This window comes from Pseudomonas sp. PMCC200344, assembly GCF_030053095.1.
GTDB classification, from domain to species: domain Bacteria; phylum Pseudomonadota; class Gammaproteobacteria; order Pseudomonadales; family Pseudomonadaceae; genus Aquipseudomonas; species Aquipseudomonas svalbardensis.
Window position 1 is genome coordinate 3,036,938 of the sequence record NZ_CP125618.1, and the last position, 26,990, is coordinate 3,063,927.

21 protein-coding genes and 1 pseudogene are annotated in these 26,990 nt (G+C 59.4%); 13 read left to right on the top strand and 9 right to left on the bottom strand.

Going from position 1 to position 26,990, the window contains the following annotated elements; all coding sequences use genetic code 11:
* Position 1: 1 nt before the first annotated feature.
* Positions 2–109 (top strand): annotated as a pseudogene (locus QFW87_RS13725) (DeoR/GlpR transcriptional regulator); the annotation flags it as partial.
* Between the two features lie 421 nt (positions 110–530).
* Entirely contained in the window at positions 531–1,178 is a 648-nt protein-coding gene (locus QFW87_RS13730) for an MliC family protein (protein WP_283190774.1), read from the top strand.
* An 18-nt stretch (positions 1,179–1,196) separates the two neighbouring features.
* On the opposite strand, the gene QFW87_RS13735 is transcribed toward QFW87_RS13730, so the two are convergent.
* The 7 genes from QFW87_RS13735 to QFW87_RS13765 form a co-directional block, all read right to left on the bottom strand.
* Positions 1,197–2,381, bottom strand: coding sequence for a patatin-like phospholipase family protein (locus QFW87_RS13735; RefSeq protein ID WP_283190775.1), 1,185 nt, complete (start codon positions 2,379–2,381; stop codon positions 1,197–1,199).
* Positions 2,382–2,481: 100 nt separating this feature from the next.
* A complete protein-coding gene (locus QFW87_RS13740; RefSeq protein ID WP_074876624.1) occupies positions 2,482–2,946 on the bottom strand; it encodes a MaoC family dehydratase in 465 nt (154 codons plus the stop codon).
* A 13-nt stretch (positions 2,947–2,959) separates the two neighbouring features.
* Positions 2,960–3,391 carry a hypothetical protein gene (locus QFW87_RS13745; RefSeq protein WP_283190776.1) on the bottom strand — a complete coding sequence of 144 codons (432 nt, stop codon included), beginning with the start codon at positions 3,389–3,391 and terminating at the stop codon, positions 2,960–2,962.
* A 66-nt stretch (positions 3,392–3,457) separates the two neighbouring features.
* The gene (locus tag QFW87_RS13750) at positions 3,458–4,558 is read right to left on the bottom strand and encodes an AI-2E family transporter (protein ID WP_283180324.1); all 1,101 of its coding nucleotides are present in this window, start codon (positions 4,556–4,558) and stop codon (positions 3,458–3,460) included.
* A 215-nt stretch (positions 4,559–4,773) separates the two neighbouring features.
* Positions 4,774–5,892 carry an IS481 family transposase gene (locus QFW87_RS13755; RefSeq protein ID WP_283182018.1) on the bottom strand — a complete coding sequence of 373 codons (1,119 nt, stop codon included), beginning with the start codon at positions 5,890–5,892 and terminating at the stop codon, positions 4,774–4,776.
* Positions 5,893–6,199: 307 nt separating this feature from the next.
* Positions 6,200–6,835, bottom strand: coding sequence for a response regulator transcription factor (locus QFW87_RS13760; protein WP_283180325.1), 636 nt, complete (start codon positions 6,833–6,835; stop codon positions 6,200–6,202).
* Between the two features lie 4 nt (positions 6,836–6,839).
* On the bottom strand, positions 6,840–9,116 hold the full coding sequence (locus QFW87_RS13765; protein WP_283190777.1) for a PAS domain S-box protein: 2,277 nt from the start codon (positions 9,114–9,116) through the stop codon (positions 6,840–6,842).
* Positions 9,117–9,348: 232 nt separating this feature from the next.
* On the opposite strand from QFW87_RS13765, the gene QFW87_RS13770 reads away from it, so the two are divergent.
* The 10 genes from QFW87_RS13770 to QFW87_RS13815 all read left to right on the top strand — a co-directional run bounded on the left by QFW87_RS13770 (position 9,349) and on the right by QFW87_RS13815 (position 22,435).
* The gene (locus tag QFW87_RS13770; RefSeq protein WP_283190778.1) at positions 9,349–10,971 is read left to right on the top strand and encodes an acyl-CoA synthetase; all 1,623 of its coding nucleotides are present in this window, start codon (positions 9,349–9,351) and stop codon (positions 10,969–10,971) included.
* Between the two features lie 132 nt (positions 10,972–11,103).
* On the top strand, positions 11,104–11,430 hold the full coding sequence (locus QFW87_RS13775; protein WP_123363997.1) for a DUF485 domain-containing protein: 327 nt from the start codon (positions 11,104–11,106) through the stop codon (positions 11,428–11,430).
* On the top strand, positions 11,430–13,100 hold the full coding sequence (locus QFW87_RS13780; protein WP_283190779.1) for a cation acetate symporter: 1,671 nt from the start codon (positions 11,430–11,432) through the stop codon (positions 13,098–13,100). Before QFW87_RS13775 ends, QFW87_RS13780 begins: the two co-directional genes overlap by 1 nt.
* A 64-nt stretch (positions 13,101–13,164) precedes the next feature.
* Complete coding sequence (locus tag QFW87_RS13785; protein WP_283180329.1) at positions 13,165–14,937, top strand: acyl-CoA dehydrogenase C-terminal domain-containing protein; 1,773 nt, start codon at positions 13,165–13,167, stop codon at positions 14,935–14,937.
* Between the two features lie 128 nt (positions 14,938–15,065).
* Positions 15,066–16,337 carry an OprD family porin gene (locus tag QFW87_RS13790; protein ID WP_283190780.1) on the top strand — a complete coding sequence of 424 codons (1,272 nt, stop codon included), beginning with the start codon at positions 15,066–15,068 and terminating at the stop codon, positions 16,335–16,337.
* Positions 16,338–16,466: 129 nt separating this feature from the next.
* Positions 16,467–16,973, top strand: a complete 507-nt coding sequence (gene phaR, locus QFW87_RS13795; protein ID WP_283180331.1) for a polyhydroxyalkanoate synthesis repressor PhaR — start codon at positions 16,467–16,469, stop codon at positions 16,971–16,973.
* A gap of 378 nt (positions 16,974–17,351) precedes the next feature.
* Entirely contained in the window at positions 17,352–18,212 is an 861-nt protein-coding gene (locus QFW87_RS13800) for a cytochrome c (protein WP_283190781.1), read from the top strand.
* A gap of 15 nt (positions 18,213–18,227) precedes the next feature.
* On the top strand, positions 18,228–19,598 hold the full coding sequence (locus QFW87_RS13805) for a cbb3-type cytochrome c oxidase subunit I (protein ID WP_283180333.1): 1,371 nt from the start codon (positions 18,228–18,230) through the stop codon (positions 19,596–19,598).
* A complete protein-coding gene (locus QFW87_RS13810) occupies positions 19,598–20,413 on the top strand; it encodes a CbbQ/NirQ/NorQ/GpvN family protein (RefSeq protein ID WP_283180334.1) in 816 nt (271 codons plus the stop codon). Before QFW87_RS13805 ends, QFW87_RS13810 begins: the two co-directional genes overlap by 1 nt.
* Positions 20,414–22,435 (top strand): hypothetical protein, encoded by a 2,022-nt coding sequence (locus tag QFW87_RS13815; RefSeq protein ID WP_283190782.1) that lies wholly within the window; start codon positions 20,414–20,416, stop codon positions 22,433–22,435.
* 103 nt (positions 22,436–22,538) lie between these two features.
* Here QFW87_RS13815 and phaP read toward each other — a convergent pair whose 3' ends face one another.
* Complete coding sequence (phaP, locus tag QFW87_RS13820) at positions 22,539–23,108, bottom strand: TIGR01841 family phasin (RefSeq protein WP_283180336.1); 570 nt, start codon at positions 23,106–23,108, stop codon at positions 22,539–22,541.
* Between the two features lie 255 nt (positions 23,109–23,363).
* Here phaP and QFW87_RS13825 point away from each other — a divergent pair, with 255 nt between their 5' ends.
* Positions 23,364–25,829 (top strand): DUF3141 domain-containing protein, encoded by a 2,466-nt coding sequence (locus QFW87_RS13825; protein WP_283190783.1) that lies wholly within the window; start codon positions 23,364–23,366, stop codon positions 25,827–25,829.
* Between the two features lie 24 nt (positions 25,830–25,853).
* Here the strand turns inward: QFW87_RS13825 and QFW87_RS13830 are convergent, their stop codons facing one another.
* Positions 25,854–26,891 (bottom strand): AraC family transcriptional regulator, encoded by a 1,038-nt coding sequence (locus tag QFW87_RS13830; RefSeq protein WP_283180338.1) that lies wholly within the window; start codon positions 26,889–26,891, stop codon positions 25,854–25,856.
* Between the last annotated feature and the right edge of the window lie 99 nt (positions 26,892–26,990).

The following is a 26,990-nucleotide window of genomic DNA, read 5'->3' on the forward strand; positions in this document are numbered from 1 at the left end:
AATGCCTAATCAAAAGGACATCGCCGCCGAAAGAGGCGCACCGATGATTCCTGAACAGCGCCGTGAATTGATACTGCGACAGTTGCGCAAGCATAAGGTGCTGAGCGTGCGCGCAAGCCGTCGGCCACGCTCAGTCCGGACAGCTTGGTGAAGATCCAGTAACCGGCATTGTTGATACCTCGGTAATCCCATGTGACCTGTAGCAGCTGGCGAAGCCTGCGTTCGGCTCGGGCCGCGATCGGACGTAGCAGTCGTGAAATCAGGCAATGCGGTGTATCAGGAAAACCGCGCGCTCAGGGTTTACGACTGCTGCGCAGCCGAACGCAGCCTCGCAAGCTCGACAGCTGCTACAGAGCCGAACGCAGGCTTCGACAGCTGCTACAAGGCATGCGTTTCCGCGCCCCGCGGAGTGGCAAGTTTTGAGCACTGACTTACACTGCGATACACCCAATGCGAACGAATGAATGTTCAACAGATCGATAGGTTCCATGGCAATCCGGGGATCACGTCATGATCTGGGTGAAGCCAACATGAAAACGGTCACGACCCTTTTCACCTGTCTGCTCGCTGCCAGCGTTTGCGCGGCGACGAGCACCTGCGCAAATGCTGCGTCGTTCAAGACCAGCTTCGACTGCGCCACGGCAAGGCCATCCGTCGAAAACCTTATCTGTCGCGATTCGCAACTGGCGCAGATGGATATCGAATTGACGCGTCTTTATCGCCTGGCGCTCACGGATGAACGTTCAGTACCGCGGCCAGACAAAGTCTTGATCGACCAGCAGTTCTGGATCGACTCCCGTAATCAGTGTGCGTCCACGTCTGAACCCAAGGCGTGCACGATCCGAAGTTATGCCGAGCGCGCGCACCAGCTACGCCAAGGCTCGGCCATTGTGAGAACCAAGGATCCAGACAGGCTCACCGAAGGCCCCCTGGCTTTTCGTTGTACAGGGTTTAACGCACTGATTGCCGCCACCTTCTTTAACACGCAGCCAGGTGTCGTGTACCTGAAATGGGCGAACACCTCGATCACCCTGAGCCAGGTGCCGAGTGATTCGGGAACCCAATACACTGGCAAGGATTCCCAGGGGAACTATCGCTTCTGGCAAGACGGCAACGGGGTCATTTTCCAGAAGCCAGGTTCAGGGGCGATGAGTTGTACGGCTGAGCCGGTCAGCTGATTTCTCTGGGGCCCTCTCTCACGTACTCGGCGATTTATGCCACGGATACCCTTTCGCACTGAGTTCAAAGGCGTAATCGAACAAGCGCTTCATGTACTCGCCATCAAATCTGTGATTGCGAGAAATATCAAAGTCGGAGCCGATGTACGCCAGATTGAAGTCCGCCCCATCCTGCTGTGCAATTCGGTAAATTCGATCCAGATCGCTGATCCCCTGACTCTGGATCAATGCGCTGATGGCGCGACCGCCGATGCTCAAGGTGCGGCGCTTGGTTCCGGACCACTGCAACTCCAGTTTGCCGTTGCGAATGACATAGAAATGCCGTTCATCACGCAAACGCGCACCGGTCACACGGTTCAGCGCCATCACGGTGCCGGGTGGGTAAAGGAACACCTGAGTCAGGACGCCTCCGTCCACGTGCATTTCCTGAAACTGTTGGCCGTCAACCTCCACATCGATCATGACGGGTGAAACGGCGCCGGGAATACTCATCGACGCGATCATGATGTTGCGAAACAGGTCGAGCGCGCCCGGTGCCTGGCTGGAGGCAATAGCGCCCATGTTCCAGGTGACCGGGCGTCCAGAATCAAGGTCGGTGGTGCCGATCATCAGAAGACGTCCTTTGGCGTATTCCGACGCGATCGCCGCAAGAACCTCGGCAGTGATGTGCTGTGCAATGAGCCGCGACAGAGGCTTGCTGTGCGCGATACCGTCGCTGGCAAGACGGGTCAGCACATTGCGCGCATGGAAAATGTCTTTTGGACCGACTGCGTTGCAGATACCCAGAATGACACCGTCGTACTGGGGCCCCAGGTAGGCAAACGGGGCGACCAGGGCGCCAGCGCTAATGCCGGTGACGACTTTGAACACAGGTCGAGTCCCATGCAGGGTCCATCCCGCAATGATGCCCCCCGCGAATGTGCCTGCATCGCCGCCCCCCGAAACGGCCAACATGCTTGCCAGCGGCAGGGTGTCATTGGGCATCCCTGCGCTGGCGAGCGCCTCAGCCTCTCGAAGGTTGGCCTGACTCACATCCCGAATGAACGGCGTCAGATCCTGGTCCAGCCAGTAGCGAGCATCTGGAATGCCAGGGATGAGCGCTTTTTCCGTTAACGTTGGCGGCACCGCATCTCGGCGTTGCAGGCACGCTTGACGCAACATGTTCAGCGTTGAGGCGCTAGGTCTGAGCAGGAATGTTTTCACAACGCCGCCTCCGGCCCCTGCAATCGACAAAGAACGCGCTCAATGTAACGGCAAGACGCCTTGCCGATCACGCACGCTCCACACACCCATGACTACGTTCTCAATCAGGCGCCGGTCTTCTGAAGACCAGCAGTTTGCCGGTGGCTCGCTGCACGACCTTGTCGTTTTGATTGAGTGTTTCCATGAACAGGGTCACCACACCCCGGTCTGGTTTGGTGCTGGATGGATCGATGGCCTGCACGGTGCATTGCAAACGCAACAGATCGTCCGGGTAGGTCGGCGTCGGCCAGCTCAATTCGATGCCCAGGCCGATGATCCCGTCGGCCAATGGCACGCTTTCCACCAGCAGCTTCATGGTCAAGGCTGCGGTGTTCCAGCCACTGGCTGCCAGACCACGGAACAGGCTCAGCTCGGCGGCTTCAGGATCGAGGTGAAACGGTTGCGGGTCGAACTCCTGAGCAAAGGCCAGCATCGACGCTCGATGGACACGCAAGCTGTCGCTTTCGAACTGCTGACCCAGGCTCAGGTCATCGAGGTAGAGTTTTTCCCAGGAATGGATGGTCATGATTCAACCCTCTCTAGGCGTAGCGGATGTCGCTGAGGTCGATAGCCACCCTCAAGACATCCTTGTCTGGCTGCCCGTCTGCTTCAACGGAGTCATGGACATACTGCGCGGCAGGCGGGCCGCCACTCACGTCCACGTCGTAGTCGTGTCGACGAAGCAGGAAGTCCTCGCCGAAGTAGAAATCCTGCACCGCGCAGTGAGTGGCGATGTTCTCGGGAAAGGCCGTCCGTTGATCAGGCCCACCGAATGGCATCACCGAAGCGCGCTGTTGATGCAGCCAAACGGTCATCTGGCGGGGCGCACTGTCCTGCGTCAGCCCTTTCATGCCCCACAGCGAGCCGCCGGTCACGAGCGTGGCGCGAACTTTACTGAAGTGGTTCCAGCGTTCCAGACCACCATGGGCGATCAGCACCTGGTCCAGCAGTGGATGATTCTGTGCAGTCATGGCGGCAGCCCTGCTCGTCAGGACGAGTGGCCTGAACACCTTTCATGCTAGCGCAAGCCCGGCCAGTCATAACATCGGCGGGACGTCCGGTCTGTTCTGCGGCTGATCTTCCACCCATTGCCAAAACAACTGATAGCCGACCGCAAGCACCACCGGGCCGATGAACAGCCCGAGGATGCCACTGGTGACCATGCCGCCGAGGGCACCGATCAACACCACCGGCATCGGCACATCGACACCGCGCCCCAGCAGCAAAGGCTTGAGTACGTTATCCACCAGGCCGGCAACGAACACATAGATGGCGAAGATGATGGTCGCCGTGCTGGCCCCCTCGGTGGCGAACACAAAGGCAATCACGGGCAGCGTAATCAGCGTCGCCGGCAATTGCATGATGCCGAGCAGCAGCACCGCCAAGGCAAGCAGCCCGGCACCGGGGACGCCCATGAGCACGAATCCGATCCCCACCAGCAGCATCTGGATGAAGGCGATGCCGACCACCCCCAGCGCGACCGCACGGATCGTTGCGGTACACAGTTCGGCGATTTTCGGTCCCTTGCCCGGATCGCTGACGCGGGTCGCGATCTGTACCGCGCTGCGCCTGCCGCTCTCGCCATAGGCCATGAAGATGCCGGCGATGATCAATGCAAAGATAAAGGTGAGGAACCCCATGCCGACGCCGGCCAGTTTGCCCAGGAAACTCACGCTGAAATGTTTTATCTGCGGCAGGTACTTCGCTGCCAGGTCGGGAAGATCGGTTGAGGCCTGCAGCCATACAGCCGAGACTGACTTGCCCACTAACGGCCAGTCAGCGACTGAGTCAGCGGGTGGCGGAATATGGAAGTTGCCGTCCTTGACGGTGGTCATGGCATGCGCGACCGAATCGGCAATCGAGGTGACCAACAGATAGATCGGCACCATGAGCACTACGATAGCAATCAGCACAATCAGCGTCGCAATGTGGCCGTCTTTCTGAGCCAGCGGCCCCTTGAGCCGTTCTTGCAGCGGATAAAGGGTGATCGCCAGGATCAGCGACCACAGCATGAGGTCGCGGAACGGGCTGAAGATCTCAAAGCAGAACAGCACCAGTACGGCAATCAGTCCGGCACGGATCAAAACATCGAGCAGACTGCGTGTGAACGCCTTCTCGGAACTGGATGTGGGCACCATTGCTGCCTCCTTGCAGATCGCGGCAGAGGTATGGGATCGGTTAGCCCAGCATAGACGTTCAGTTGGATAAGTGACTGGATGGGTTGAAAGCGAAGCGTTGATTGGGTGATTCTGGATTTTGTGCCTGGCTCAGGATCCACCCCTCACCCCAGCCCTCTCCCCATGTTTGTACCGGACACATGGTGGACACATGTTCGGGGACATGGTGGACGTCTTCAAAGCCGCTTTCCTGATACAACGGTCTGCAAGCTCAAGTCAATTTTGGCAATGCGATGTCTGCTCCAATAGATGTCGTAGATGCCATCCTCGGTCGTTTCTCTGATGGCTATGTGCTCGCCGATGAAGGCCTTTCCAATCGCATACTTGCGGCTTTTCCAGTACATCTCGCCATTGGCCTGAACCTTTCTGATCAAATCCCCTTCGGCGTACTCCAGTGCTTGCCGATGCTCCTGGTATTCACGAGGACTACAGCTGTAGCGAGTCGCTGGAACCTCCATTTCCAATGCTTGATGGGGGCGTTTCTGGTTGTAGATATCGCGCCAGATATCGAAGGCGTTCTGTGCCCCAAGCAGGTCGATGAAGCACTGACCTTGCAAAACTTCAGCCTTGAGGCTGCGGTGAAAACGCTCAAGCTTGCCCTGAGTCTGCGGGTGATAAGGCCTGGAGTGGCCCACTCGGATGCCCTGGCTCATCAGCCAGACCTCTAACGCGGTATAAACCCCGCTCTGATCGCCCCACGGTGCACCGTTATCCATGGTCATGCGCATCGGCAAGCCGTAGCGCCGAAACACGTGGATAAGCTGCTCCTGCACGGTCTGACGCTGCTCGTTGCCACAGGCCGCGATGCACAGCGAGAACCGCGAATGGTCGTCCAATACCGTCAAGGGATGGCAGCGACCATGGCGCATGCCGACATGTCCCTTGAAGTCCATCTGCCAAAGATCGTTGGGGGCTTCATGCTCAAATCGGATAAAGGGTTTGGTATTTGCCGCCTGCGGGTCGATTCGCGAATTACGCTGCAAAATCGCATGCACCGTGCTGACGGCGGGCATCAAATACCCCTCATCCTCCAGATTGCGTTTGAGCTTGCGGGCGCCCCAGGCCGTGTGCTCCACCCCCAAGGCCAGAATCTGCTTTTCAACCGTATCAGCGCAGCGTTTGGGTGAATGTTTTGGGCGCCGAGACTGGTCGTGCAAGCCGTCTGCACCAGAGGTTTCGAACCGGCCAAGCCATTTGTATCCGGTGCTTGGGCTGATATGAAAGCGTCGGCAGAGTTGTCGGATATTGGCCCCTTCTTGCCGAGCTAACAGTACAAATTCGGAACGAAGCTGCATGGTGGACACCTCTTCCCAAGACACAAACCATCTCCTTTCAGATGAGCAATGTGTCTATTTAAAAGTGTCCACCATGTCTCCGAACACCTGTCCACCATGTGTCCGGTACAAACACCCCACAGGGGGGAGGGGGAAAGGGGGCAGATCTCCATATGCTTCTATACCTGAGTTCGACTCGGGCTTTCAGGTCGATGTAACTCTAAGAACAACTCGGTCAGTCCCCTCTACCCTCTGGGGCGGTCCGACGTTTCGGGAGGGTTAGGGTGAGGGGTGGATTCATCTGACACCCCTGTTACCCCTGCGCGCATCACCGCAGTTTCAGCGGATCGACCAGTTCAGCGGCGATGGCCATGCCCACCAGATCCGGCAAGGTATTGGCCTGCATGCGTTTCATCACCCGCGAGCGATACAGGTCGACGGTTTTTGCGCTCACGCCCAGTTGCTCAGCGATCTCACGGGTGGTGTAACCCTGGACCAGCGGCAGCAAGACATCGCGCTCCCGTGGGGTCAGTGTCAGCAAGCGCGCCTGCAAGGCTTCGTGGCCCTGATTGCCTGAGCGGTTTACTGCGCAGTTACTGAGCGCCTGTTGCACGCTGTCCAGCAGCAATTGCTCGTTATAGGGCTTCTCGATGAAGTCATGGGCGCCCGCCTTGAAGGCGCGAACCACGATCGGCACATCCGCGTGCCCGCTGACGAAAATGATCGGCAGGTTCAGCTCACGTGTGCGCATTTCTTCCTGCACGTTCAAACCGCCCATGCCGGGCATGCGAACATCGAGCAGCACGCAGGCATCGAGCGTGGCATCACAAGCATTGAGAAACTCCACGCCACTGGTAAACGGCAAGGCCTTGAGCCCTACCGATTCCAATAACCAGACCGTTGAGTCGAGCATGCCTTGATCGTCGTCGACCACATACACCACGTGCTCCGTCACACCTGCCATTGCGTTATTCCTGTTGTTGTTTTGTTGGGCCGGCCAGCGGCAGGCGGCAGCACATCAGCAGCCCGACAGGTTGGCGTTGGGCCTGCAATTCGCCACCAAAACCTTCGATGATGCTGCGGCTCATGGACAAGCCAAGTCCCAGGCCATCGGCCTTGCTGGTATAGAACGGGGTAAATATCTGCTCCAGTTCGGGCTCGCTGACGCCTGGCCCCTGGTCTTGCACACTGATTTCCACGGTTGCACCACCGCCCTGCCCCGCAGCCATCACGATCAGCGAAGGTTGCCCAGGATGTTGTTCGCGGTTGGCGTCGATGGCATTGCGCAACAGATTGAGCAGCACCTGCTCCAGCAGCACCCGGTCGGCATAAATCGGCGGCAGATTATCCGGCAGGCAATCCTCGATTGTCACTTGGCAATTACTCGCTTCCCAGGCACACAAACGCACGGCCTCGCGGGCGACGTCGGCAAAATTCAGGGCCTGCATCCGGCGCTGTCCCTTGCGCAGAAACGCGCGCAAACGTCTGATCACTTCCGAGGCATGCGTGGCGTGGTGGGTAATGCGTTCCAGACCCTGCGCCACTCGGGCGGCAGCCTGGGGATTTGAATCCAGCGTCTGTAAATAGCGCTGGCTGGCATTTGCGTAATTGACCACCGCCGCCAACGGCTGGTTGATTTCGTGAGCGATGCCCGAGGCCAATTCACCCAGGGTAACCAACCGCGCGGTATGGGCCAGTTCGTCCTGATGGCGGCGCTGTTGCACTTCACGCAATTCACGCTCGGTCATGTCCCGCGCCACCAAGGAGTAATAGCGCTCGCCGCCGGCCGAACGGTGCGCCAGCAACACCAGCGATACCGGCACTGAAGTGCCGCCATCCGGTGGCTGTAATCGCGCATCGGTGCTCCAGACACCGTCGCGTTCGGCGCTGCTCCAGCCATCACGCTGCAGACGTGCCAGGTCGCTGCTGGCGAACAATTGCGCCAAGGCTGGCATCGGTTGTTGCTCGTCGATCCCGAGAATGCGCCGCGCCGCTGGGTTGAGATAAGTGACCTGCCCCTCGGGGTCGATGAACAACACCGGATCGGTGTTTGCCTCGACGACCTCCGCCAGGCGCCGCTTGTTCTCCTCGGCTTGCACCCGGGCGGTGATGTCCCGGGACACGCTGACCACTTCAACCACTGTCCCGGTGTAGGTCTCACGAATCGCCCGGCTCGCGGTTTCGAACCACAGGTAATGCCCGTCTCGATGACGAATGCGATAGGTCATTGTGTGATAACCGTCCTGCTCCAGGGCATCCCGCGCGCGCTGCACCAGGCTGGCCAGGTCCTGACCATGGAACAAGCCCTGGGCCATTTGCCCGCGCAACTCTTCCGGCCAGTAGCCGAGCAATGTCCAGGACGCGGGCGAGGCATCCAGAAAGCGTCCGTCCGGTGTGTGTCGGGAAATCAGGTCGGTGGTGTTCTCGATGATCAGCCGGTACAGCCGCCGTGCCGTGGCGGCTTCACGCTCGGCCAGCACTTGTGCCGTGGCATCGCGGCAACGGGCGAGCACACGGTTGTCCTGGGGATCGGGGATAAACGTCCAGATCAGGATCTGCGCTTCGAACTGGGCTTCGACCCCGTCGATGGCGCGTTGCTGGTCGAGGCAGGCACGGACCAGCACCCGGTGATTGACCGGCAGAAAACCCAGCACATCAGTCAGCGGCTTTTCGGCGAGCAGTGCCAACAGCGCGGCATTGAATTCCAGCGGCCGGCCCTGCGCATCGAGCAAAAGACTCGGCTGTGGATCGTGACCCAACAGCGGCGAGCCGCGCAGCATACCGTTGACGCTGCTCAGCAAGGTCGTCAGCAAGTCCTGCACCCAACCCAGCCAATCAAGACTCACGCCCTCGCACACTTCCACCAGCAACAACCCCGGCTGCCCCGGTTGCAAAGCCAGATCAAACACCTGGCCATGGCTGATAGCCGCCCGACGCAGTCGCCCGGCCAACCAGCAATCGAGTTGACGTACTTGAGCCAGGTCCAGTCGCCCCGCCTCGACCAGCCGATCAAACAGCCGCTGATCGCTGGCCAGCGAAGGGTCGCCCAGCCCCGGTGGAAAATGCTGGGCGGCGCCCTCGTGGCTGTAAATCCGCGCATTGGCTTGCCAACTCAGGTAAACCGCCCGGCGCACCTCGGGGCAATCCTGCAGCGCACGGCACAACGCATCGGCCCGGGCGGCCAGTGACACACCCTCGCGCTGCAGGCGCAACCAGCTGTGCAATCGAACGGGAGTCAGGGTCATCAAAGGTCCGCTTCGTTGGGGAAGCCAAGGATATACCGGCCTTGGCGGTGTGACTGCATTCATTTTGGATCTGTCAGAAGCAAATATAGTACATATCCTATATGACGTAGGTTGTACTTCCATATAGGTGGCTGAATGTTATATAAAGCAAGCCGGACATAAAAGGTGCCCTCAGCGGCAACGCTGCAAGGGTCACCTATAGAGCTAACAATCAGCCACCGAGTAACCGTACATGTCGATCTATGAACAAGGGCTAGGCCCTGCGGCTGTCAATCATATTGCCTTGTCTCCGCTCAGCTTCATCGAGCGCACCGCCAGCGTTTACCCCAACTACCCCGCCGTCATCCATGGTTCTATTCGCCGCACCTGGGCGCAGACCTACACCCGCTGCCGCCGTCTGGCTTCGGCGCTGGCCGGTCGCGGCATCGGCAAGAACGACACGGTGGCGGTGATGCTGCCCAACATTCCGGAGATGCTTGAAGTGCATTTCGGCGTGCCGATGATCGGCGCGGTGCTCAACCCGCTCAACGTGCGTCTGGATGCCGAAGCCATTGCCTTCATGCTGCAGCATGGCGAAGCCAAGGTGCTGATTACCGACCGCGAGTTCCATGATGTGATTCACGCGGCGATCGGCATGCTCGATCACCCGCCACTGGTCATCGACGTTAATGATCCGGAATACGGCGAAGGCCAGGCAGTTAGCGATCTGGACTATGAAGCGCTGCTGGCCGAAGGCGATCCGGCATACGCCTGGCAATGGCCGACGAACGAATGGGACGCCATTTCGCTGAATTACACCTCAGGCACCACCGGCAACCCCAAAGGCGTGGTTTACCACCATCGCGGTGCTTATCTGAACTCATTGGGCAACCAGATGACCTGGGCCATGGGCAACCACCCGGTGTACCTCTGGACCCTGCCGATGTTCCATTGCAACGGTTGGTGCTACCCGTGGATCATCACTGCCATGGCCGGTGTGCATGTGTTCCTGCGCCGTGTCGATCCACAAAAAATCCTCACGCTGATCCGCGAGCATCAGGTCACCCATCTGTGCGCCGCGCCGATTGTGCTCAATGCCTTGGTCAACATGCCGGCATCGGCTAAAGCGGCGATCGATCACCCGGTCAACGCGATGGTCGCCGGTGCCGCGCCACCGGCCAAAGTGATCGGTGCCGTGGAAGAAATGGGCATCAAGGTTACCCACGTGTATGGCCTGACCGAAACCTATGGTCCGGTGACGCTCTGCGCCTGGCATGCCGAATGGGATGAGTTGCCGCTGGACGAACGGGCGCAAATCAAATCCCGTCAGGGCGTGCGCTATCCGACACTCGAAGGCGTAATGGTCGGCGACTCGAAGACACTGGAGCCGACCCCGCGGGATGGTCAGACCATCGGTGAGATCTTCATGCGCGGCAACACCGTGATGAAGGGCTACCTGAAGAACCCGACCGCTACGGCCGAAGCGTTCGAAGGCGGCTGGTTCCACACCGGCGACCTGGCGGTGTGTCATCCCAACGGTTACGTCGAGATCAAGGACCGACTCAAGGACATCATTATTTCCGGCGGCGAGAACATTTCAACCATCGAACTGGAAGGTGTGCTCTATCGCCATCCAGCCGTCATGGAAGCGGCCGTCGTCGCCCGTCCCGATGAGAAGTGGGGCGAAACGCCCTGCGCTTTTATCACATTGAAGGCTGATCACCAGGACGTTCGCGAGGCCGACATCATCAGTTTCTGCCGCGAACACCTGGCCGGTTTCAAAGTCCCGCGCACGGTGGTTTTCACCCTGCTGCCGAAGACTTCAACCGGCAAGATCCAGAAGTACGTTCTGCGCGACAGGGCCAAAGCGCTCTAACCGAATCGACGTTGTACCCGTCAAGCGGCCGGTGAATTTACTGGCCGCTTCGGGCTCGTGCAGGCCGGATTCGGCGCTGCCCTGCCCTTAAATACCCAAAGCATCGATAACAACAACAAGATGGAGCCACCCATGATCGACATCCATTCAACCGATACCCAACGCTGTGAACGCATTCGGTCCAACCCGAAATTCATTCAATTGGTGAGCAGCCGTTCGCGCCTGGCCTGGTCACTCAGTGCTGCGGTGCTGGGTACTTATTACGCGTTCATGCTGGTGGTGGCGTTTGCCCCGCAGTGGCTGCATGCGCCGCTCGCCGAGCATCGGATGTTGACCCTGGGCATGCCGGTTGGCGCGGCGATCATCATTTTTTCCTGGTTACTGACCGGTTGGTACGTCTACAGCGCCAACACGCGTTTCGATGCACTGGGCGCCGCCATTCTCGAGGAGAGCAAGTAATGAACCTGCTCCGTAAACTTCTCCTCGCCACTGTCGGACTATTGCCGGCCTCCGTTGTACTGGCTGCACCCGCGTTGGGTGCGGTGGAAAAACAACCGCTCAACCTGCATGCGATCGGCATGTTCTTCGTCTTCGTGCTGGGCACGCTGGCCATCACCTGGTGGGCGGCGCGGCAAACCAAATCCACGTCTGACTTCTATACCGCGGGCGGTGGCATCACCGGGTTCCAGAACGGTCTGGCGATTGCCGGTGACTACATGTCCGCCGCCACGCTGCTGGGGCTGTCCAGCCTGGTATTCGCCAAGGGGTACGACGGCTTCATCTATACCATCGGCTTCTTCGTCGGCTGGCCGATTATCACTTTCCTGATGGCCGAGCGTCTGCGCAACCTGGGGCGCTACACCTTTGCCGACATCGTGTCCTATCGACTGGACCAGAACAAAGTGCGGATCTTCGCCGCGTTTGGTTCGTTGACGGTGGTGTGCTGCTACCTGATCGTGCAGATGGTCGGTGCGGGTCAGTTGATCAAATTGCTGTTCGGCCTCGACTACCCGGTTGCGGTGGTGATCGTCGGCGCGCTGATGCTGGTGTATGTGATCTTCGGCGGCATGATCGCCACCACTTGGGTGCAGATCATCAAAGCTGTGTTGCTGCTTGCCGGCGGCACGACCCTGGCGTTGATGGCCATGTCGCAATTCGGTTTCAGCTACGAAACCTTGGCCACCAAAGCCGTCGAAGCCCATGCCAGCGGCTGGAACATCATGGGCCCCGGCTCAATGCTCGCCGACCCGATCAACACCGCTTCGATGTCGCTGGGCCTGGTGTTCGGGATTGCCGGTCTGCCGCACATTCTGATGCGTTTCTTCACCGTGCCTAACGCCAAGGAAGCGCGTAAATCGGTGTTCTACGCCACGGGTTTCATCGGTTTCTTCTTCCTTGTGGTTTGCACCCTGGGCTTTGCCGCGATGGTGATCATCGGCACCGACCCGCAGTACTACGTTAATGGTGAAGTCGGCGGCGCCTTGATTGGCGGCGGCAATATGGTCGCGATGCACCTGGCCAAAGCGGTCGGTGGCAACCTGTTCTTCGGTTTCCTCTCGGCCGTGGCCTTCGCCACCATTCTTGCGGTGGTCTCCGGGCTGGCCCTGGCCGGTGCTTCGGCGATTTCCCACGATCTCTACGCCACGGTGTTCAAGAAGGGCAAAGCCAGCCAGAAACAGGAAATGCGCGTGACCCGCATGGCCACCGTGGGCCTTGGCATCATCGCGATTCTGCTGGGCATTCTGTTCGAGAAGATGAACGTCGCGTTCCTGGTGGGCCTGACCTTCGGCATCGCCGCGTCGACCAACTTCCCGGTGCTGATCATGGCCATGTACTGGAAAGGCCTGACCACCAAAGGCGCGATCATCGGTGGTTTTGCCGGCCTGATCTGTGCGCTGGTGCTGGTGATCCTCTCGCCAGCCGTCTGGGTCACCGTGCTCGGCCATGCTCACGCGATCTTCCCGTACGACCACCCGGCGCTGTTCTCCATGCCGCTGGCGTTCTTCGTGATCGTCGCGGTGTCGAAACTCGACCGCAGCGTGCGGGCCGACAAGGAACGTGATGCTTACGCCGACCAGTTCGTTCGCGCCCAGACCGGCCTCGGTGCCGCCAGCGCTTCCGCTCATTGATTGAAAGGGCACGGCCTGCTCAAGCGGCGCCGTGCCCATCGCACAACCTTTTGAGGTTCACGTTATGCCCGAATTCAACGCCCCGCTGCGCGACATGCGCTTTGTGCTGCATGAAGTGTTCGACGCCCCGGCCCTGTGGGCACGCCTGCCAGCCCTGGCCGACAGTGTCGACGCCGCCACCGCTGATGCCATTCTTGAGGAGGCGGCCAAAGTCACCTCGCACCTGATTGCGCCATTGAATCGCAGCGGCGACGAGGAAGGCGCCCAGTGGGTCGATGGCCAGGTCAGCACGCCAATCGGTTTCAAACAGGCTTATGCCACCTACATCGAAGGCGGCTGGGTGGGCCTTTCCGGTAACGCCGATTTCGGCGGCATGGGCATGCCGAAGATGCTCGCCGTGCAGTTCGAAGAAATGCTCTACGGCGCCAATTCCAGCTTCGCGCTGTATTCGGCGTTGAGTTCCGGTGCCTGCCTGGCGCTGGATGCCCACGCCAGCGACACCCTGAAAAACCTCTACCTGCCGCCGATGTACGAAGGCCGCTGGGCCGGTTCCATGTGCCTGACCGAAGCCCACGCCGGCACCGATCTGGGAATTATCCGCACCCGCGCCGAACCACAGGTCGACGGCAGTTTCAGCATCACCGGCAGCAAGATCTTCATCACCGGTGGCGATCAGGACCTGACCGAAAACATTGTCCATCTGGTGCTGGCCAAACTGCCGGACGCACCGGCGGGGCCGAAAGGCATCTCACTGTTCGTCGTGCCCAAAGTACTGGTCAATGCCGACGGTTCCATCGGCGATGCCAACGCCGTGAGTTGCGGTTCCATCGAACACAAGATGGGCATCAAAGCCTCGGCCACCTGCGTGATGAACTTCGACGGCGCCAGCGGTTGGTTGGTCGGCGAAGCCAACAAAGGCTTGGCAGCGATGTTCACCATGATGAACTACGAGCGCTTGTCCATCGGCATTCAGGGCATTGGCTGCGCCGAAGCGTCCTATCAGAGCGCCGTCGCTTATGCCCGCGAACGTGTGCAGAGCCGCGCGCCGAGCGGTGCCATCGCCCCAGACAAAGTGGCCGACCCGATCATCGTCCACCCCGATGTGCGCCGCATGCTGCTGAGCATGAAAGCCATGACTGAAGGTGGCCGCGCGTTTGCCAGTTACGTCGGGCAGCAACTGGACCTGGCGAAGTTTTCCGATGACGCCAAGGAACGCGACAGCGCGCAAACCCTGGTCGCGCTGCTCACGCCGGTAGCCAAGGCGTTTTTCACCGACACCGGCCTCGAAAGCTGCATCAACGGCCAGCAAGTGTTTGGTGGCCATGGCTACATCCGCGAGTGGGGCCAGGAACAATTGGTCCGTGACGTGCGCATCGCGCAGATCTACGAAGGCACCAACGGCATTCAGGCTCTGGACCTGCTCGGACGCAAAGTGCTCGCCGACAAGGGCTTCGCGCTGCGCCAGTTCACCGCTGAGATCCGTCATTTCGCCCATCAGCCTGACGCGCCCTACTCCGCTCAACTGTTCGATGCCGTGCAGCGTCTGGAAGACCTGAGCGACTGGCTGCAGGATCAAGCCGCGACCAATCGCAACGAAGTCGGCGCCGCGTCGGTGGAGTATTTGCACTTGTTCGGTTACGTCGCCTACGCCTGGCTTTGGGCGCGCATGGCACAGGTTGCCAAGCAAAAGCTGCACGAAGACGAAGGGTTTTATGGCGCGAAAATCGCCACCGCCGACTTCTATATCCACCGCCTGCTGCCGCGCATTTTGAGTCTGGAGCAATCCATCCGCGCGGGCAGTGCCTCGTTGTTTGGCCTGAGCGCCGAACAGTTCTAACGATTGAACCGCACGCGGCGCCACGCTCCTATCTTTTTGGCGTTCGCGTTTTTTATTGATAAGCCCTCGCCCACCTGGCGAGGGCCGCGGGACCTGTCTTTCCATAATAAAAACAAAGGGGCTTCACCATGGACCGCAACACCCGCACCCGCGCTACCCGACTGTTGCTGGCCGGCGGCGTCATCATCAGTCTCTCGGCCCCCGCCGCTGCCGACTTTGTCAAAGACAGCAAGGCCAGCCTTGAGCTGCGCAACTTCTATTTCAACCGTGACTATCGCCAGAACAACGCAGCCCAATCCAAACAAGAGGAATGGGCCCAGGGCTTCCTGCTGCGCTATGAATCGGGCTTCACCGAAGGTTTGATCGGTGTCGGCTTCGATGCCATCGGCCTGGTCGGCGCCAAGCTCGATTCCAGCCCTGATCGCGCAGGCTCCGGTTTGCTCAAACGTCACCGCGACACAAGCAAAGGTGCGCAGGACGAGTACGGTGAACTGGGCCTGACCGCCAAAGTACGTGCCTCAAAAAGCACGCTGAAACTCGGCACGCTGCTGCCGAAACTGCCCACGTTATTGGCCAACGATTCACGGCTGTTGCCACAAACCTTCAAGGGCGGTCAGTTGACCTCGCTGGAAATCGAAGGCCTGACCGTGGATGCCGGGCGACTGACGCAAGTCAATCAGCGCGACTCCTCGGACTACGAGGACATGGGCATCACCCGAACCGGCGCCAAGGGCATCACCACACGTCATCTCGATAGCGACCGCTTCGATTTCGCCAGCCTGAACTACAAATGGACCAGCAACCTCGCCACTGGCTACAGCTACGGTCACCTCGACAACTTCTACAGCCAGCACCTGGTCAACCTGACCTACGTGTTGCCAGTCACAACCGGCCAGTCGCTGAAAACGGATCTGCGCTTCGCCCGCTCCACGGATGATGGCGGCAGTAATGTCGATAACAATGCCATCGGCGCGATGTTCACCTACAACCTTGGCGGGCATGCGTTGGGCCTGGGTTATCAAGGCATGAGCGGCGACACCGGTTACGCCTACGTCAACGGCACCGATGCTTTCCTGGTGAACTTCGTGCAGATCGGCGACTTCGCCAGCAAGGACGAAAAGTCCTGGCAGGCGCGTTACGACTACAACTTTGCGGCCATCGGTGTTCCGGGCCTGACCTTCATGACCCGCTACCTCACCGGCGACAATATCGATCTGGGCAACAACCGCCCGGAAGGCAAGGAATGGGAACGTGATACCGACATCGGCTATGTCGTGCAGAGCGGGCCGCTGAAGAATGTCGGGGTGAAATGGCGTAACGCGACGGTGCGCTCGACCAACTTCGGCAACGATCTGGATGAAAACCGCCTGATCGTCAGCTACACCCTGCCGATCTGGTAAGCACCGCAATGATCGTTCCCATGCTCTGCGTGAGAACGATCGGTACGTTAAGCGTGGGAACGATCATCCGCGACAGTGGCCATAGTAGGATAAGATGCCTGCAAACCAGGCCCGCCGCGAGACGCCCGCATGACAGATACCACTCCCCGCCTGATCAAGAAGTACCCCAACCGCCGACTGTATGACACCCACACCAGCAGTCATTTGACGCTGGCGGACATACGCCAGTTGGTGGTCGACAAAATTGCCTTTCAGGTGGTCGATGCCAAGAGTGGCGAGGATCTGACGCGCAGCATCCTGCTGCAAGTGATTCTGGAAGCCGAAAGCGGCGGTGAGCCCATCTTCACCACCGAAATGCTGATGGGGATTATCCAGTTCTACGGCCCATATCAGGGCGTACTCGGCAGTTACCTGGACAAGAGCATCCAGACTGTGATCGACGTCCAGTCCCAGACTGGCGCGCAGTCGTCCGAGGCCTGGAGCGACTTCATGCATCAACAGGCCCCGGTGATGCAGGACCTGATGCGCCAGTATGTCGACCAGTCGAAGGCGTTGTATCTCAATACCCAGAACCTGTTTGGCATGTTCGGCGGCAAGCCAGACGCTGATGGTGGAAAGAAAAAAGACGGTGAATGAAGTCCACCCGAGTCATTGACAGTCGCGCGACGTCTACTAGGCTCACAGTCATCCTGCCTCCCCCACTGAACCACGGCACCTGAACGCAAGGCTTGGTGAAGTCGTCAATCTTTAGCGCCTGTTCGCAGCTGTTCGAATGCAGTCCTCAAGCAATCGTCAGTGCAACGGGCTAACGCTCTTTCGCGCGCATCAATACTGAATGCGTAACGCGAATGACCAGGCACTTTCCACCTGCACTTTCAGATTGGGAGGCAGTCGTGCACAAAGTCTTGAAGCTCGTCAGCTATGCAGTGCTCGTGCTGATGGCCAGCGCGGTCGTCTATGCCGGCGTGATCGGCATCACCTATTGGACCGGTATCGGCGTATAGGGAGTTCGCAATGAACAAACGCCAGACTCGCTCATTCGCGCTGATATCGACGGCGATCGCCGCTGTGGTGTTTCTGGGCATGACGGTTGATAGTCACCGGCAGTTCCCCACACTGACCAATGCCCAGCAAATCACGCCGCAGGTGACTCGCGGCAAGGATGTCTGGCATCAATACAATTGCATCAATTGCCACACCCTGTTCGGCGAGGGTGCTTACTACGCCCCGGACCTGACGAAAATCACCCAGCAACGCGGCGCCCCGTATCTCACTGCGTTCCTCAAAGACCCCTCAAAGTTCTATGACGAGAAACGCCATCGTCGTCTGATGCCGAACCTGAAACTCGGCGACGAGGAAATCGCCGATTTGATCGCCTTCCTCGACTGGGTGAGCAAGGTCGACAATCAAGGCTGGCCGCCGCGCCCTATTCTGGTAACCGGTGCGTCGATCCCCGGCATGGACCTCACTGTGGCCCAGCAGAATGCCACTGGCGGCGACCAACCACCCCCCGCCGCCCGCCCGGTGTCCGGCAAGGAAGACCCGATCGCCCTGGGCGAGGCGCTGTTTCGAACAACCGCCACCCCGGTGTGCAGCGCTTGCCACTCGATTGCGCCGGGCGTCAACCTCGCCGGGCCATCACTGGCCGGGTTGGCCAGTCGGGCCAAGCAGGTCATCGCCTCGCCTGACTACAAGGGCAAGGCCAAGGACGCCGAAGGCTTCATCCGCGAATCCATCGTCACGCCGAGTGTCTACCTGCATCCGGGCGACATGTTTTCCGCCAACGGTATGTCCTTCATGCCGGACACCTTCGTCAAATCGCTAACGCCCGAACAGATCGATCAACTGGTCGCCTATCTGGCGTCGTTCCAGTAACCGCAGGGGATGACCATGCGCTACAGATCTCAATCCGTCGCCTACTGGTATTTCGCCGTTGCCATGGTGTTGTTTGGCCTGCAACTGGTCTTCGGCCTGCTCTCAGCGGCCAAATACCTCGGGCCGGATCCGCTGCTGAACCTCTTGCCATTCGATATCACCAAGTCCATTCACACCAATCTGTTGATCGTCTGGGTGCTCACCGGGTTCATGGGCGCGACCTACTGGATGGTACCGGACGAGTCCCGTGGCGAGCTGCACAGCACCAAACTGGCCTACATTCAGCTCGGGTTGTGGACGGCCATGGGTGTCACCGCCGTTCTTGGCTACCTGTTCGGATATGGCACCGGGAACAAGCTGCTCGAACAGCCGCTGCCCCACAAGATCGTGATCGTGATTTGCATGCTGATGTTCCTCTATAACATCGGCATGACGATCAAGAAGGCCGGGCGTTTCACCGCCACCGAGGGCGTCCTGCTGCTAGGCCTGGCCAGCGCCGCCGTGCTCTTTCTGCCAGCGCTGCTGCACTATGAAAATTACGTGGTATCGATCTATTACCGCTGGTGGACCATCCACCTGTGGGTCGAAGGTGTTTGGGAGATGATCCAGGGCGGCTTTCTTGCCTATCTGCTGATCCGGCTGTCCGGTGCTGATCGCGAGGTGATGGAGAAGTGGCTGTACGTCATCGTCGGACTGGTGTTCATTGCCGGCATTCTGGGCACGGCACACCATTATTACTGGATCGGCGTTCCTCATTACTGGCTGCCACTGGGCGGTTTTTTCAGTGCACTTGAGCCGATGGCGCTGATCGGCATGGCGATCTATGCCTACAACGCGATGCGCCGCTCCGGCCTCTCTCACCCCAACAAACTGGCCTTGCACTGGACCTTGGGCAGCGCGGTGTTCACCATGTTCGGCGCCGGTCTGCTGGGGTTGGCTCACACCTTCCCCGACGTCAACAAGTGGACCCATGGCACCCTGATTACCGCCATGCATGGCCATGCGGCCTTCTATGGCGCCTATGCCATGATTGTCCTGGCGATGATCACCTATGCGCTGCCCGGCATGACCCGTCGTCCGGTGGAGGAAAGCAGTATCGGTTACTGGGCGTTCTGGCTGCAGTTGGGGGGAATGTTCGGCATGACCCTATCATTTGCCACGGCGGGCATTGGTCAGGTGTACCTGGAGCGTATTCTCGGCCTGGGCTACCTGGACGTGCAGCTGAAAATTCAGGTGCACTTCCTGATGCTGGTAGCGACGGCGTCGATGTTCAGCCTGGGTGCCGGATTGTTCATCTTCGAATTTTTCCGCCATGCGCCGGACTTCAATGTCGATGAAGCCGATCCGGTCCTGGCCACACCTCAAGCCTCAGGCGCGGCGCTGTGATGGAACGTTCGCTGATGCACGCCGAACCCGCAGCGCCGCAAGCTGAACCCTATTACCAGCCCAGCGGCGACGAGGTGGCGATATTCGAGCAATGCCATGCGCAGCAACTGGCCGTTATGCTCAAAGGACCCACCGGTTGTGGCAAGACCCGTTTTGTCGAACACATGGCCTGGCGTCTAAAACGCCCGCTGATCACTGTTTCCTGCCATGACGATCTGAGTGCCAGCGACCTGGTCGGGCGTTTCCTGATCGGTCACCAGGGCACCCATTGGACGGAAGGCCCACTGACCCGAGCCGTACGCGAAGGCGCTATCTGTTACCTGGACGAAGTGGTCGAAGCGCGGCAAGACACGATTGTCGTCCTGCACCCGCTGACCGACCACCGACGGATTCTGCCGCTGGACAAAATCGGCGAGATCCTCGAAGCCTCACCACACTTTCAGCTGGTGGTGTCCTACAACCCCGGCTACCAACGAATACTCAAGGATTTGAAACCGAGTACCCGCCAACGCTTTGTGGCACTGGATTTTGACTTCCCACCGGCCGAGCGCGAAATCGCCATCGTCATCCATGAGGGTGGAGCCGACTACGCCACCGCGCACGCCCTGGTCACCCTCGCCCAACGGCTACGCGCCTTGCAGGACCGGGGCCTGGCGGAAGTCCCCAGCACTCGTCTGCTGATTGCCACGGCGCGACTGATTGCCCGCGGCATTGCTGCGCCCATCGCGTGCCGGGTCGCGTTGATCTCGCCGCTGTCCGATGATGCGGTGCTGGTCGCGGCCATGCGCGACCTCGTCGACCTGACTTTTATCTAGATGGCCGAAGCCGAGGACCTCATCACCGACGTCGCTCGCCACGCTACGGTGTATGCGCAGGCGTTGTGGCGTCGTCACCGGGCACCCTCGGACACCGCAAAAGTCGTCACCCTCGGGGATGTCGCACAACACCTCGATTTACTGATCAAGGCGGTGTTCAACACCCACTATCCGCTGCGTGTCGCGCAACCACCCTCGCCCCCCACGTTCCTGAAAAAGCTTTTGCTGCGTTATGAAAAGCCGTGTCGGCAAAACGCCGTCCCGGCGACCGATGGCGTGACGATATGGCTACCGGAGAACTTGGGCAGCCACGAGGGTCCGCTCACGCTGCAACGCTATAAAACCCTGGCCTTGCAACAGGCGATGCGTGCCCGACGAGGCAGTGCCAGCACCCTGTCAGCCCTCGACAACCCGATGCAGCGCAGCGTCTATCTACTTCTGGAAGCCTGGGCCGCCGATACGGATTTGGTGCGACTGTTGCCGGGGCTGGCGCCATCGATCCATGGCTTGCGCCAACATGCCCTGGCGACTCGCCCGTCACTTCACGCCTTTCCCAATCCGCGACAACCCCTGGAAAACTTCCTTCGTTTACTGCTGCACAGCGAATGCGGCACGCCTCTGGAAGGACTGGAGATACCCGCCAAAACGGCCGACTCGGTACAACAGTCAGAAACCCTTGCGCAACGTTTCCTGTCCATCGACGAACCGCACAAGCTGGGCGCTCATCTGTTGCTGCTCGATGCGTGGACCGGCGATCTGCGCGAACCGTCGTCGGGTCTGCAGGTGCAGCCCTTGCCCGGCGAAATCGACACCACCGATACCCTGCCCCGCAGCGCCCGCCTCGCACGTCAACCCACTGTGCGCGAAGCCTGTGCCGACGAGGACGACGATCAGGAACAAGGCCTGTGGATGGTGCAGCCCGCCGAACCGCTGGAAAAGGCCGAAGACCCCATGGGGATGCAGCGCCCTGTCGACCGGGATACTGACACCCCGGCGGCTGATTTCGCCGAGTCATTGGCCGAACTCAACGAAGCCCGACTGGTGATCACGGCAGGTCGGTCGAAAGAAGTGCTGCTGTCTGACAACCCGCCACAGACCCGCGCTCAGCACGGTGCACAGGATCTCGCCAGCAACGCAATCAGCTATCCCGAGTGGGATTACCGCCGCCAGGCCTACCGTGATCCGGGGTCGACCCTGCAACTGTGCCCCGCCCTGGAAGGCCCGCAGCAGTGGGTCGAGCGAACCCTTGACACTCACCGTCCGGTGCTCGATGCCATCCGCCGGCAATTCGAAAGTCTGCGGGCCCAACGCGTCAGGTTGCGCAAACAATGGGAGGGCGACGATATCGATCTGGAGGCGTATATCGACGGTTGCGCCGAGGCCCGCGCCGGCCTGAGCATGCCGCAGGCGCTGTATCAGACACAGCGCCGTGGCCGGCGCGACATGGCGATCATGTTGCTGATCGACGTCAGCGGCTCCACTGACAGCTGGCTGTCCTGCCATCGCCGGGTCATTGATGTCGAGCGCGAGGCGTTGCTGCTGGTCTGTCTGGCGCTGGAGAGTCTGGGCGAGCCTTATTGCGTGCTGGCGTTTTCCGGCGAAGGGCCGCAGCGGGTAACGATCCGCACCCTGAAAGCATTCGATGAGCGCTACAGCGATCAAGTCGGTCGGCGCATTGCCGCCCTCGAACCGGAACGCTATACCCGGGCCGGCGCCGCCCTGCGCCACGCCAGCACATTGCTGATGCGCGAAGCCGCCACGCACCGTCTCTTGTTACTGCTCTCCGACGGCAAGCCGAACGATGTTGATCAGTACGAAGGCCGCTATGGTGTGGAAGACATGCGTCAGGCCGTGATTGAAGCCAAGCTCCAAGGCATCTATCCCTTCTGTTTGACCATCGACCGCCAAGCAGCGAATTACCTGCCAGCGGTATTCGGCTCGCGGCAATACGCCTTGCTGCACAGACCCGAACTGTTGCCCGGTGTCCTGCTGGACTGGATCAGGCGACTGGTATCAGCGTGAACCCAGTCAGCCGGCACCGCCCTCGCCAAGGTCTTTCGCCGCACAAAAAAAATGGCGATGGGGAGTAAACCCATCGCCATTGGTGCCGCTGATCTAATGCGACTTACTTGTTACCGCTGGTAGCCTTGGCGCTTGCTTCTGGAGCCGCTTTGGTGGCCGTGGCAGTCGCTGCATCGAAACTGCTCTGAGCCACATCGGCAGCCTGTTTTACAGCTTTCTGTGCGCTTTCGAACACGGTACCGGCATTCGCCAGGCTCGACTTGAACGCTGCCACAACAGGCTCGGAGCCGGCCGGTGCATTCTTGCTGATGGCTTCAACGAACTCTTGCACCTGTTGGGTGCCCGCTTCGACCTGACTCGAGGTCAATTTGGCGATGTCCGACTGAGTACCCACGATCAGCGCTTGAACCTGACGATTGAACTCGGCCAGACGTTCGGTCTGCGCGCTCGGCTGGGTGAAAGAAGCCTGCAGCTCGGCGAAACCTTGTGGATCACGGACGGCCAGCAGCTTGCGAACACCTTCGAAGTGCTCTTCGGTGGAGTCGCGCAGTGCCTTGAACTGTAACTGGCTGAGCTGTTCAACGCTGGCGAAGACTTTGCCGCTGATTTGCTGCAAAAGATCGAGGTTGGCTTTCTGAGCGGTTTGCAGTTTTTCCGAATTGAAAAAAGACATGCTTGAATCTCCTGGTGCTGGAAGGCCCTGATGGACCTGAAGACGCGATAGCGATCTGGCCAGTCATCGCGTTAGCCTTGATATTGCAGTGCACAAAACCATTTGGCAACGTCTATTTTTTTGCGGTGCAAAATAAACTTTGCTCATGCCTACCCTATTCGCTATAAACTCCAGTCTGTCGAACGGCCAGCCTAGCTCTCTTTAACTAAAGGGTTCAGATGCGCAGGTTCCCATGCATAGCGTCAGGAGATCACGATGGGTCAGGAAGTTAATATTGCGCTGCAAGATGAAAAGCTCTCCGACCCCGTCGGCTTGTTCGAGCACCTGAATCATCTGCAACGCCTCAATACCCGTAACGTCCTCGACGCCGTGCAGAAGCGCCAGGCAAAAACCTTCGCGCCTTTAAGCCTTGGGCAACTTCGACAGCCAACGCCTGCTGACTGGCAGGAATACTTCACGGACCTCGGCCAACGCAGCGTGTTGTTCTGGGACACCTTGCGTCAGCGCGGCGACAACACCCTGGCCCACGAACGCGCCGGGTATCCGCTGCTGCTCAAGTTCAATCATGAAACGCTGGTCGCCGGTGAAGACCTCCCCCGCCCCGTCAATTACTCGCTGTTGCAAATCCTCGGCGGTCCCGGACAACAGATCGACAGCAAAAAACAGCCGGTGATCATCATTGACCCACGCGGCGGCCACGGCTCAGGGATCGGCGGTTTCAAACAGGATTCGGTCATCGGCGAAAGCCTGAGAGCCGGCCACCCCACCTACTTCGTCTCCTTCAGTCACTCGCCACGTCCTAGGCAAACCCTCGCCGATATCACAGAAGCCCAGGCGCGGTTCATCGAAGTCGTCAGCGCCCGACACCCCGACAGCACCAAACCCGTGGTAATCGGCAACTGTCAGGCGGGCTGGGCGTTAATGGGCCTCGCGGCCACCCGTCCGGAGCTGCCGGGGCTGATCATCGTCAATGGTGCGCCGTTGTCGTACTGGGCCGGCGTCAATGGCCGCAATCCGATGCGCTACACCGGCGGTTTGCTGGGTGGTGGCTGGATGGCACGCCTCGGTAGCGACCTCGGTAATGACCGTTTCGACGGCACCTGGCTGGTGAGCAATTTCGAAAACCTGGACCCGGCCAACACCTATTGGGGCAAGTACTACCACCTGTTCAGCGAAGTCGACAGCGAGGCCGCACGCTTTCTGGATTTCGAACGCTGGTGGGGCAGCCCGACCCTGCTCAATGGCGAAGAGATCGAGATGATTGTCGACGACCTGTTCATCGGCAATCGGCTGTCCGGTGGCCTCGGTCGCAAGAGCAGCGGGCTTGACCTCAAGCTGATCGAAGTGCCGGTGGTGGTGTTCTGCTCGTATGGCGACAACATCACCTCCCCGCAGCAGGCACTGGACTGGATCACCGACGTCTATCCCAGCGATCTCGCGTTGCAAAATGCCGGACGCACCATCGTTTACCTGCGACACGCGAGCATCGGTCACCTGGGCATCTTCGTGTCCGGTGAAGTGGCGCGGCGTGAACACCGTGAATTGCTCGGTGCGGTCGATGCGATCAATGCGCTGTCAGCCGGGCTGTATGAAATGCTGATCGAAGATCTGCCGGAGAATTCGGCGACGCCGTATGCCGTGCGTTTCGAACGCCGGCGTATCGCCGACATCCATGGCCAGGTGCAGCCGCCCCGTGATGACGATCGCGAATTTGCGCAGGTCCAGCGCGCGTCCGATATCAACAACAGTGTGTACGACGAATTCATACGCCCGTGGTTGCGCCAGCTGATCAACGAACCCGGCGCCGAACTGCTGCGCCGGGCGCACCCTTTCCATCAGCAGCAAGTGGCCTGGAGCAGTTTGAACCCGGCGCTGTGGTGGCTGGCAGGCAGTGCCGCCCAAGTGAGCAAGGATCGTCACCCCGCCAGCCAGAACAACCCGTTGCTGGTCTGGCAGGAACTGTTTTCCAACCAGGTGCAGGACGCCTTGAACGGCTATCGGGATCTGCGCGATGCGGCTCAGGAAATGTGTTTCTACGGCGTGTATGGCGTACTCAACAGCCTCACCGGCAATGCACCCGGGCGAAATCTTCAGGAACATGCCGAGCAGCACGACAAGGTTTTGATCGAGCGCTTGCAGGATGCCCTGCCCCTTGGCGGCCTGATGGAAGCCTTGATACGGATCCTGTTCCTGCTGGGCCGCGACAGCGACGAGCCGGGCAAGGAAAGTGTCGAAAAATTGATCCTGCAAATGCAGGTGCTGCTCCAGGACTACAGTGCCGAGCCGCTTGATTTGCGCGAAACCCTGCGCCTGCAAAAACTGCTGGTCGCCACCCACCCACAAGAAAGCCTGCTCAGCCTGCCCTTGATGCTTGCCGAGGTCGAAGAACGCCAGCAAGTGCTCGCGGCCGTCGCCAATTTACTGCCGGAACTGCTGACCAGCGGCGCAGACAACCCATTCTGGTGTGAACTGCACACGCTGCTCGACGTGCCGCTGCCGGGTTTCAGCCTGACCCAACCACCCGGTGAAGCCGAGGCCATCGAAGAGAAAGTCCCGGCGATAACCCCAGAGCCAATCAAACAGAAAACCCCTGCGGTAATCCCCGAGCCAATCAAGCAGAAAAACCCCGCAGCGATCCCTGACCCTATCGCCAAGATTGCGAGTCCAGCGGGCAAACCTGCCAAGGGCAAGAAAGGCGTAAAAAAACCTCCGGTGAAATAACGTTTAACGGTGAGGAGAACCGCGTCACACGGGCGCGGCTTCCTCGATTTCAAACGATTCATCGGCCCGATACTGACCGGGTGTCATGCCAAACCAGCGGCTACAGGCTTTGTTGAAACTGCTGTGGTCATGAAAACCAAGGAGATACGCGACATGTTTCATGTTGAAGCGAGAATTGCGCAAGTAGAATTCAGCCAATTGCCGGCGCACGGCATTCTGCACGTCCTTGAATTGCGTCCCGTCTTTTTCCAGGGTGCGTTGTAGCGTTCGCTTGCTGATGTTCAATGCGGCCGCGATCGACTCCATATCACACGACCCCTGGCCCTGACTCAAGCGCTTGGTAATGAGTGCCCGAATTCTGCCGACGATGGTGAAGCCATGCAGCGAAACCAATCGAGCTTCGGCAAAACTGTCATGCAGTACCGCCAGTTCTTCGTTAGCCATGCTCAGCGGACGCAGAAGCTCCTGCCCGTCAAACAGGATGCTGTCATAGGCAGCCCCAAAATGCAGGTCGCAGCCAAACAGCCTTTGATGCTCGGACGTGTCTTCAGGTTCGGGATAGGCGAACTCCACACTCAGCGGTTGCGGTAAGTTGCCTCCCGCCAGCCAACGGCAAAAACCCAGCAATGACGCCATGCCTGCATCCGAGTACTGCCGGGGTTTGACCGACCCCTTTTGCTGATGATCAAGCGCCGCCAGCCGATAATGCTGTTGCTCCGGCAAAAAGAAGAGGCTGAATCCGGTACTGATCAAAGGGCTGAAACGTACCAGGCGTTCAAGTGCTTTTTTCAGATTCAAACTGGACATCATGGTGTAGCCGACGATCTGAAGGTTACCGGGATGGAAGTTTCCATAGGCCTTCAAACCGATGTCTGGATCGCCAGCGGCCTGGGCTCCCAGTTCCCATAGCCGATAAATAGCCCTTCGTTCGCAGTACGCTCCCGGGTTGTTAACGGACTCCATGTCCATCCCAGCCTCCCGACACAGACTGGCAACATCCAGCCCTTGTGCCGAGAGCGTATTCACCAGCACGCTGGCATAACCTGAACTGATTCTATACATGACGTCCTCAATGACCTGTGGAACCGAACATCCTGTCCGGAGCCATGACTGATCTGCGTTGAATCAAAATCCTAACGGGGTGTTCCGTTGCCAATATTG

What these genes read in the sequence shown, in the direction of transcription:
- QFW87_RS13770 (WP_283190778.1), top strand. Translation starts at nt 9,349, where the DNA reads ATGTCGATCTATGAACAAGGGCTAGGCCCTGCGGCTGTCAATCATATT.
- QFW87_RS13775 (WP_123363997.1), top strand. Translation starts at nt 11,104, where the DNA reads ATGATCGACATCCATTCAACCGATACCCAACGCTGTGAACGCATTCGG.
- QFW87_RS13765 (WP_283190777.1), bottom strand. Translation starts at nt 9,116, where the DNA reads ATGACCCTGACTCCCGTTCGATTGCACAGCTGGTTGCGCCTGCAGCGC.
- QFW87_RS13790 (WP_283190780.1), top strand. Translation starts at nt 15,066, where the DNA reads ATGGACCGCAACACCCGCACCCGCGCTACCCGACTGTTGCTGGCCGGC.
- phaR (WP_283180331.1), top strand. Translation starts at nt 16,467, where the DNA reads ATGACAGATACCACTCCCCGCCTGATCAAGAAGTACCCCAACCGCCGA.
- QFW87_RS13810 (WP_283180334.1), top strand. Translation starts at nt 19,598, where the DNA reads ATGGAACGTTCGCTGATGCACGCCGAACCCGCAGCGCCGCAAGCTGAA.
- QFW87_RS13730 (WP_283190774.1), top strand. Translation starts at nt 531, where the DNA reads ATGAAAACGGTCACGACCCTTTTCACCTGTCTGCTCGCTGCCAGCGTT.
- QFW87_RS13760 (WP_283180325.1), bottom strand. Translation starts at nt 6,835, where the DNA reads ATGGCAGGTGTGACGGAGCACGTGGTGTATGTGGTCGACGACGATCAA.
- QFW87_RS13745 (WP_283190776.1), bottom strand. Translation starts at nt 3,391, where the DNA reads ATGACTGCACAGAATCATCCACTGCTGGACCAGGTGCTGATCGCCCAT.
- QFW87_RS13755 (WP_283182018.1), bottom strand. Translation starts at nt 5,892, where the DNA reads ATGCAGCTTCGTTCCGAATTTGTACTGTTAGCTCGGCAAGAAGGGGCC.
- QFW87_RS13825 (WP_283190783.1), top strand. Translation starts at nt 23,364, where the DNA reads ATGGGTCAGGAAGTTAATATTGCGCTGCAAGATGAAAAGCTCTCCGAC.
- QFW87_RS13785 (WP_283180329.1), top strand. Translation starts at nt 13,165, where the DNA reads ATGCCCGAATTCAACGCCCCGCTGCGCGACATGCGCTTTGTGCTGCAT.
- QFW87_RS13750 (WP_283180324.1), bottom strand. Translation starts at nt 4,558, where the DNA reads ATGGTGCCCACATCCAGTTCCGAGAAGGCGTTCACACGCAGTCTGCTC.
- QFW87_RS13800 (WP_283190781.1), top strand. Translation starts at nt 17,352, where the DNA reads ATGAACAAACGCCAGACTCGCTCATTCGCGCTGATATCGACGGCGATC.
- QFW87_RS13805 (WP_283180333.1), top strand. Translation starts at nt 18,228, where the DNA reads ATGCGCTACAGATCTCAATCCGTCGCCTACTGGTATTTCGCCGTTGCC.
- QFW87_RS13830 (WP_283180338.1), bottom strand. Translation starts at nt 26,891, where the DNA reads ATGTATAGAATCAGTTCAGGTTATGCCAGCGTGCTGGTGAATACGCTC.
- phaP (WP_283180336.1), bottom strand. Translation starts at nt 23,108, where the DNA reads ATGTCTTTTTTCAATTCGGAAAAACTGCAAACCGCTCAGAAAGCCAAC.
- QFW87_RS13740 (WP_074876624.1), bottom strand. Translation starts at nt 2,946, where the DNA reads ATGACCATCCATTCCTGGGAAAAACTCTACCTCGATGACCTGAGCCTG.
- QFW87_RS13815 (WP_283190782.1), top strand. Translation starts at nt 20,414, where the DNA reads ATGGCCGAAGCCGAGGACCTCATCACCGACGTCGCTCGCCACGCTACG.
- QFW87_RS13780 (WP_283190779.1), top strand. Translation starts at nt 11,430, where the DNA reads ATGAACCTGCTCCGTAAACTTCTCCTCGCCACTGTCGGACTATTGCCG.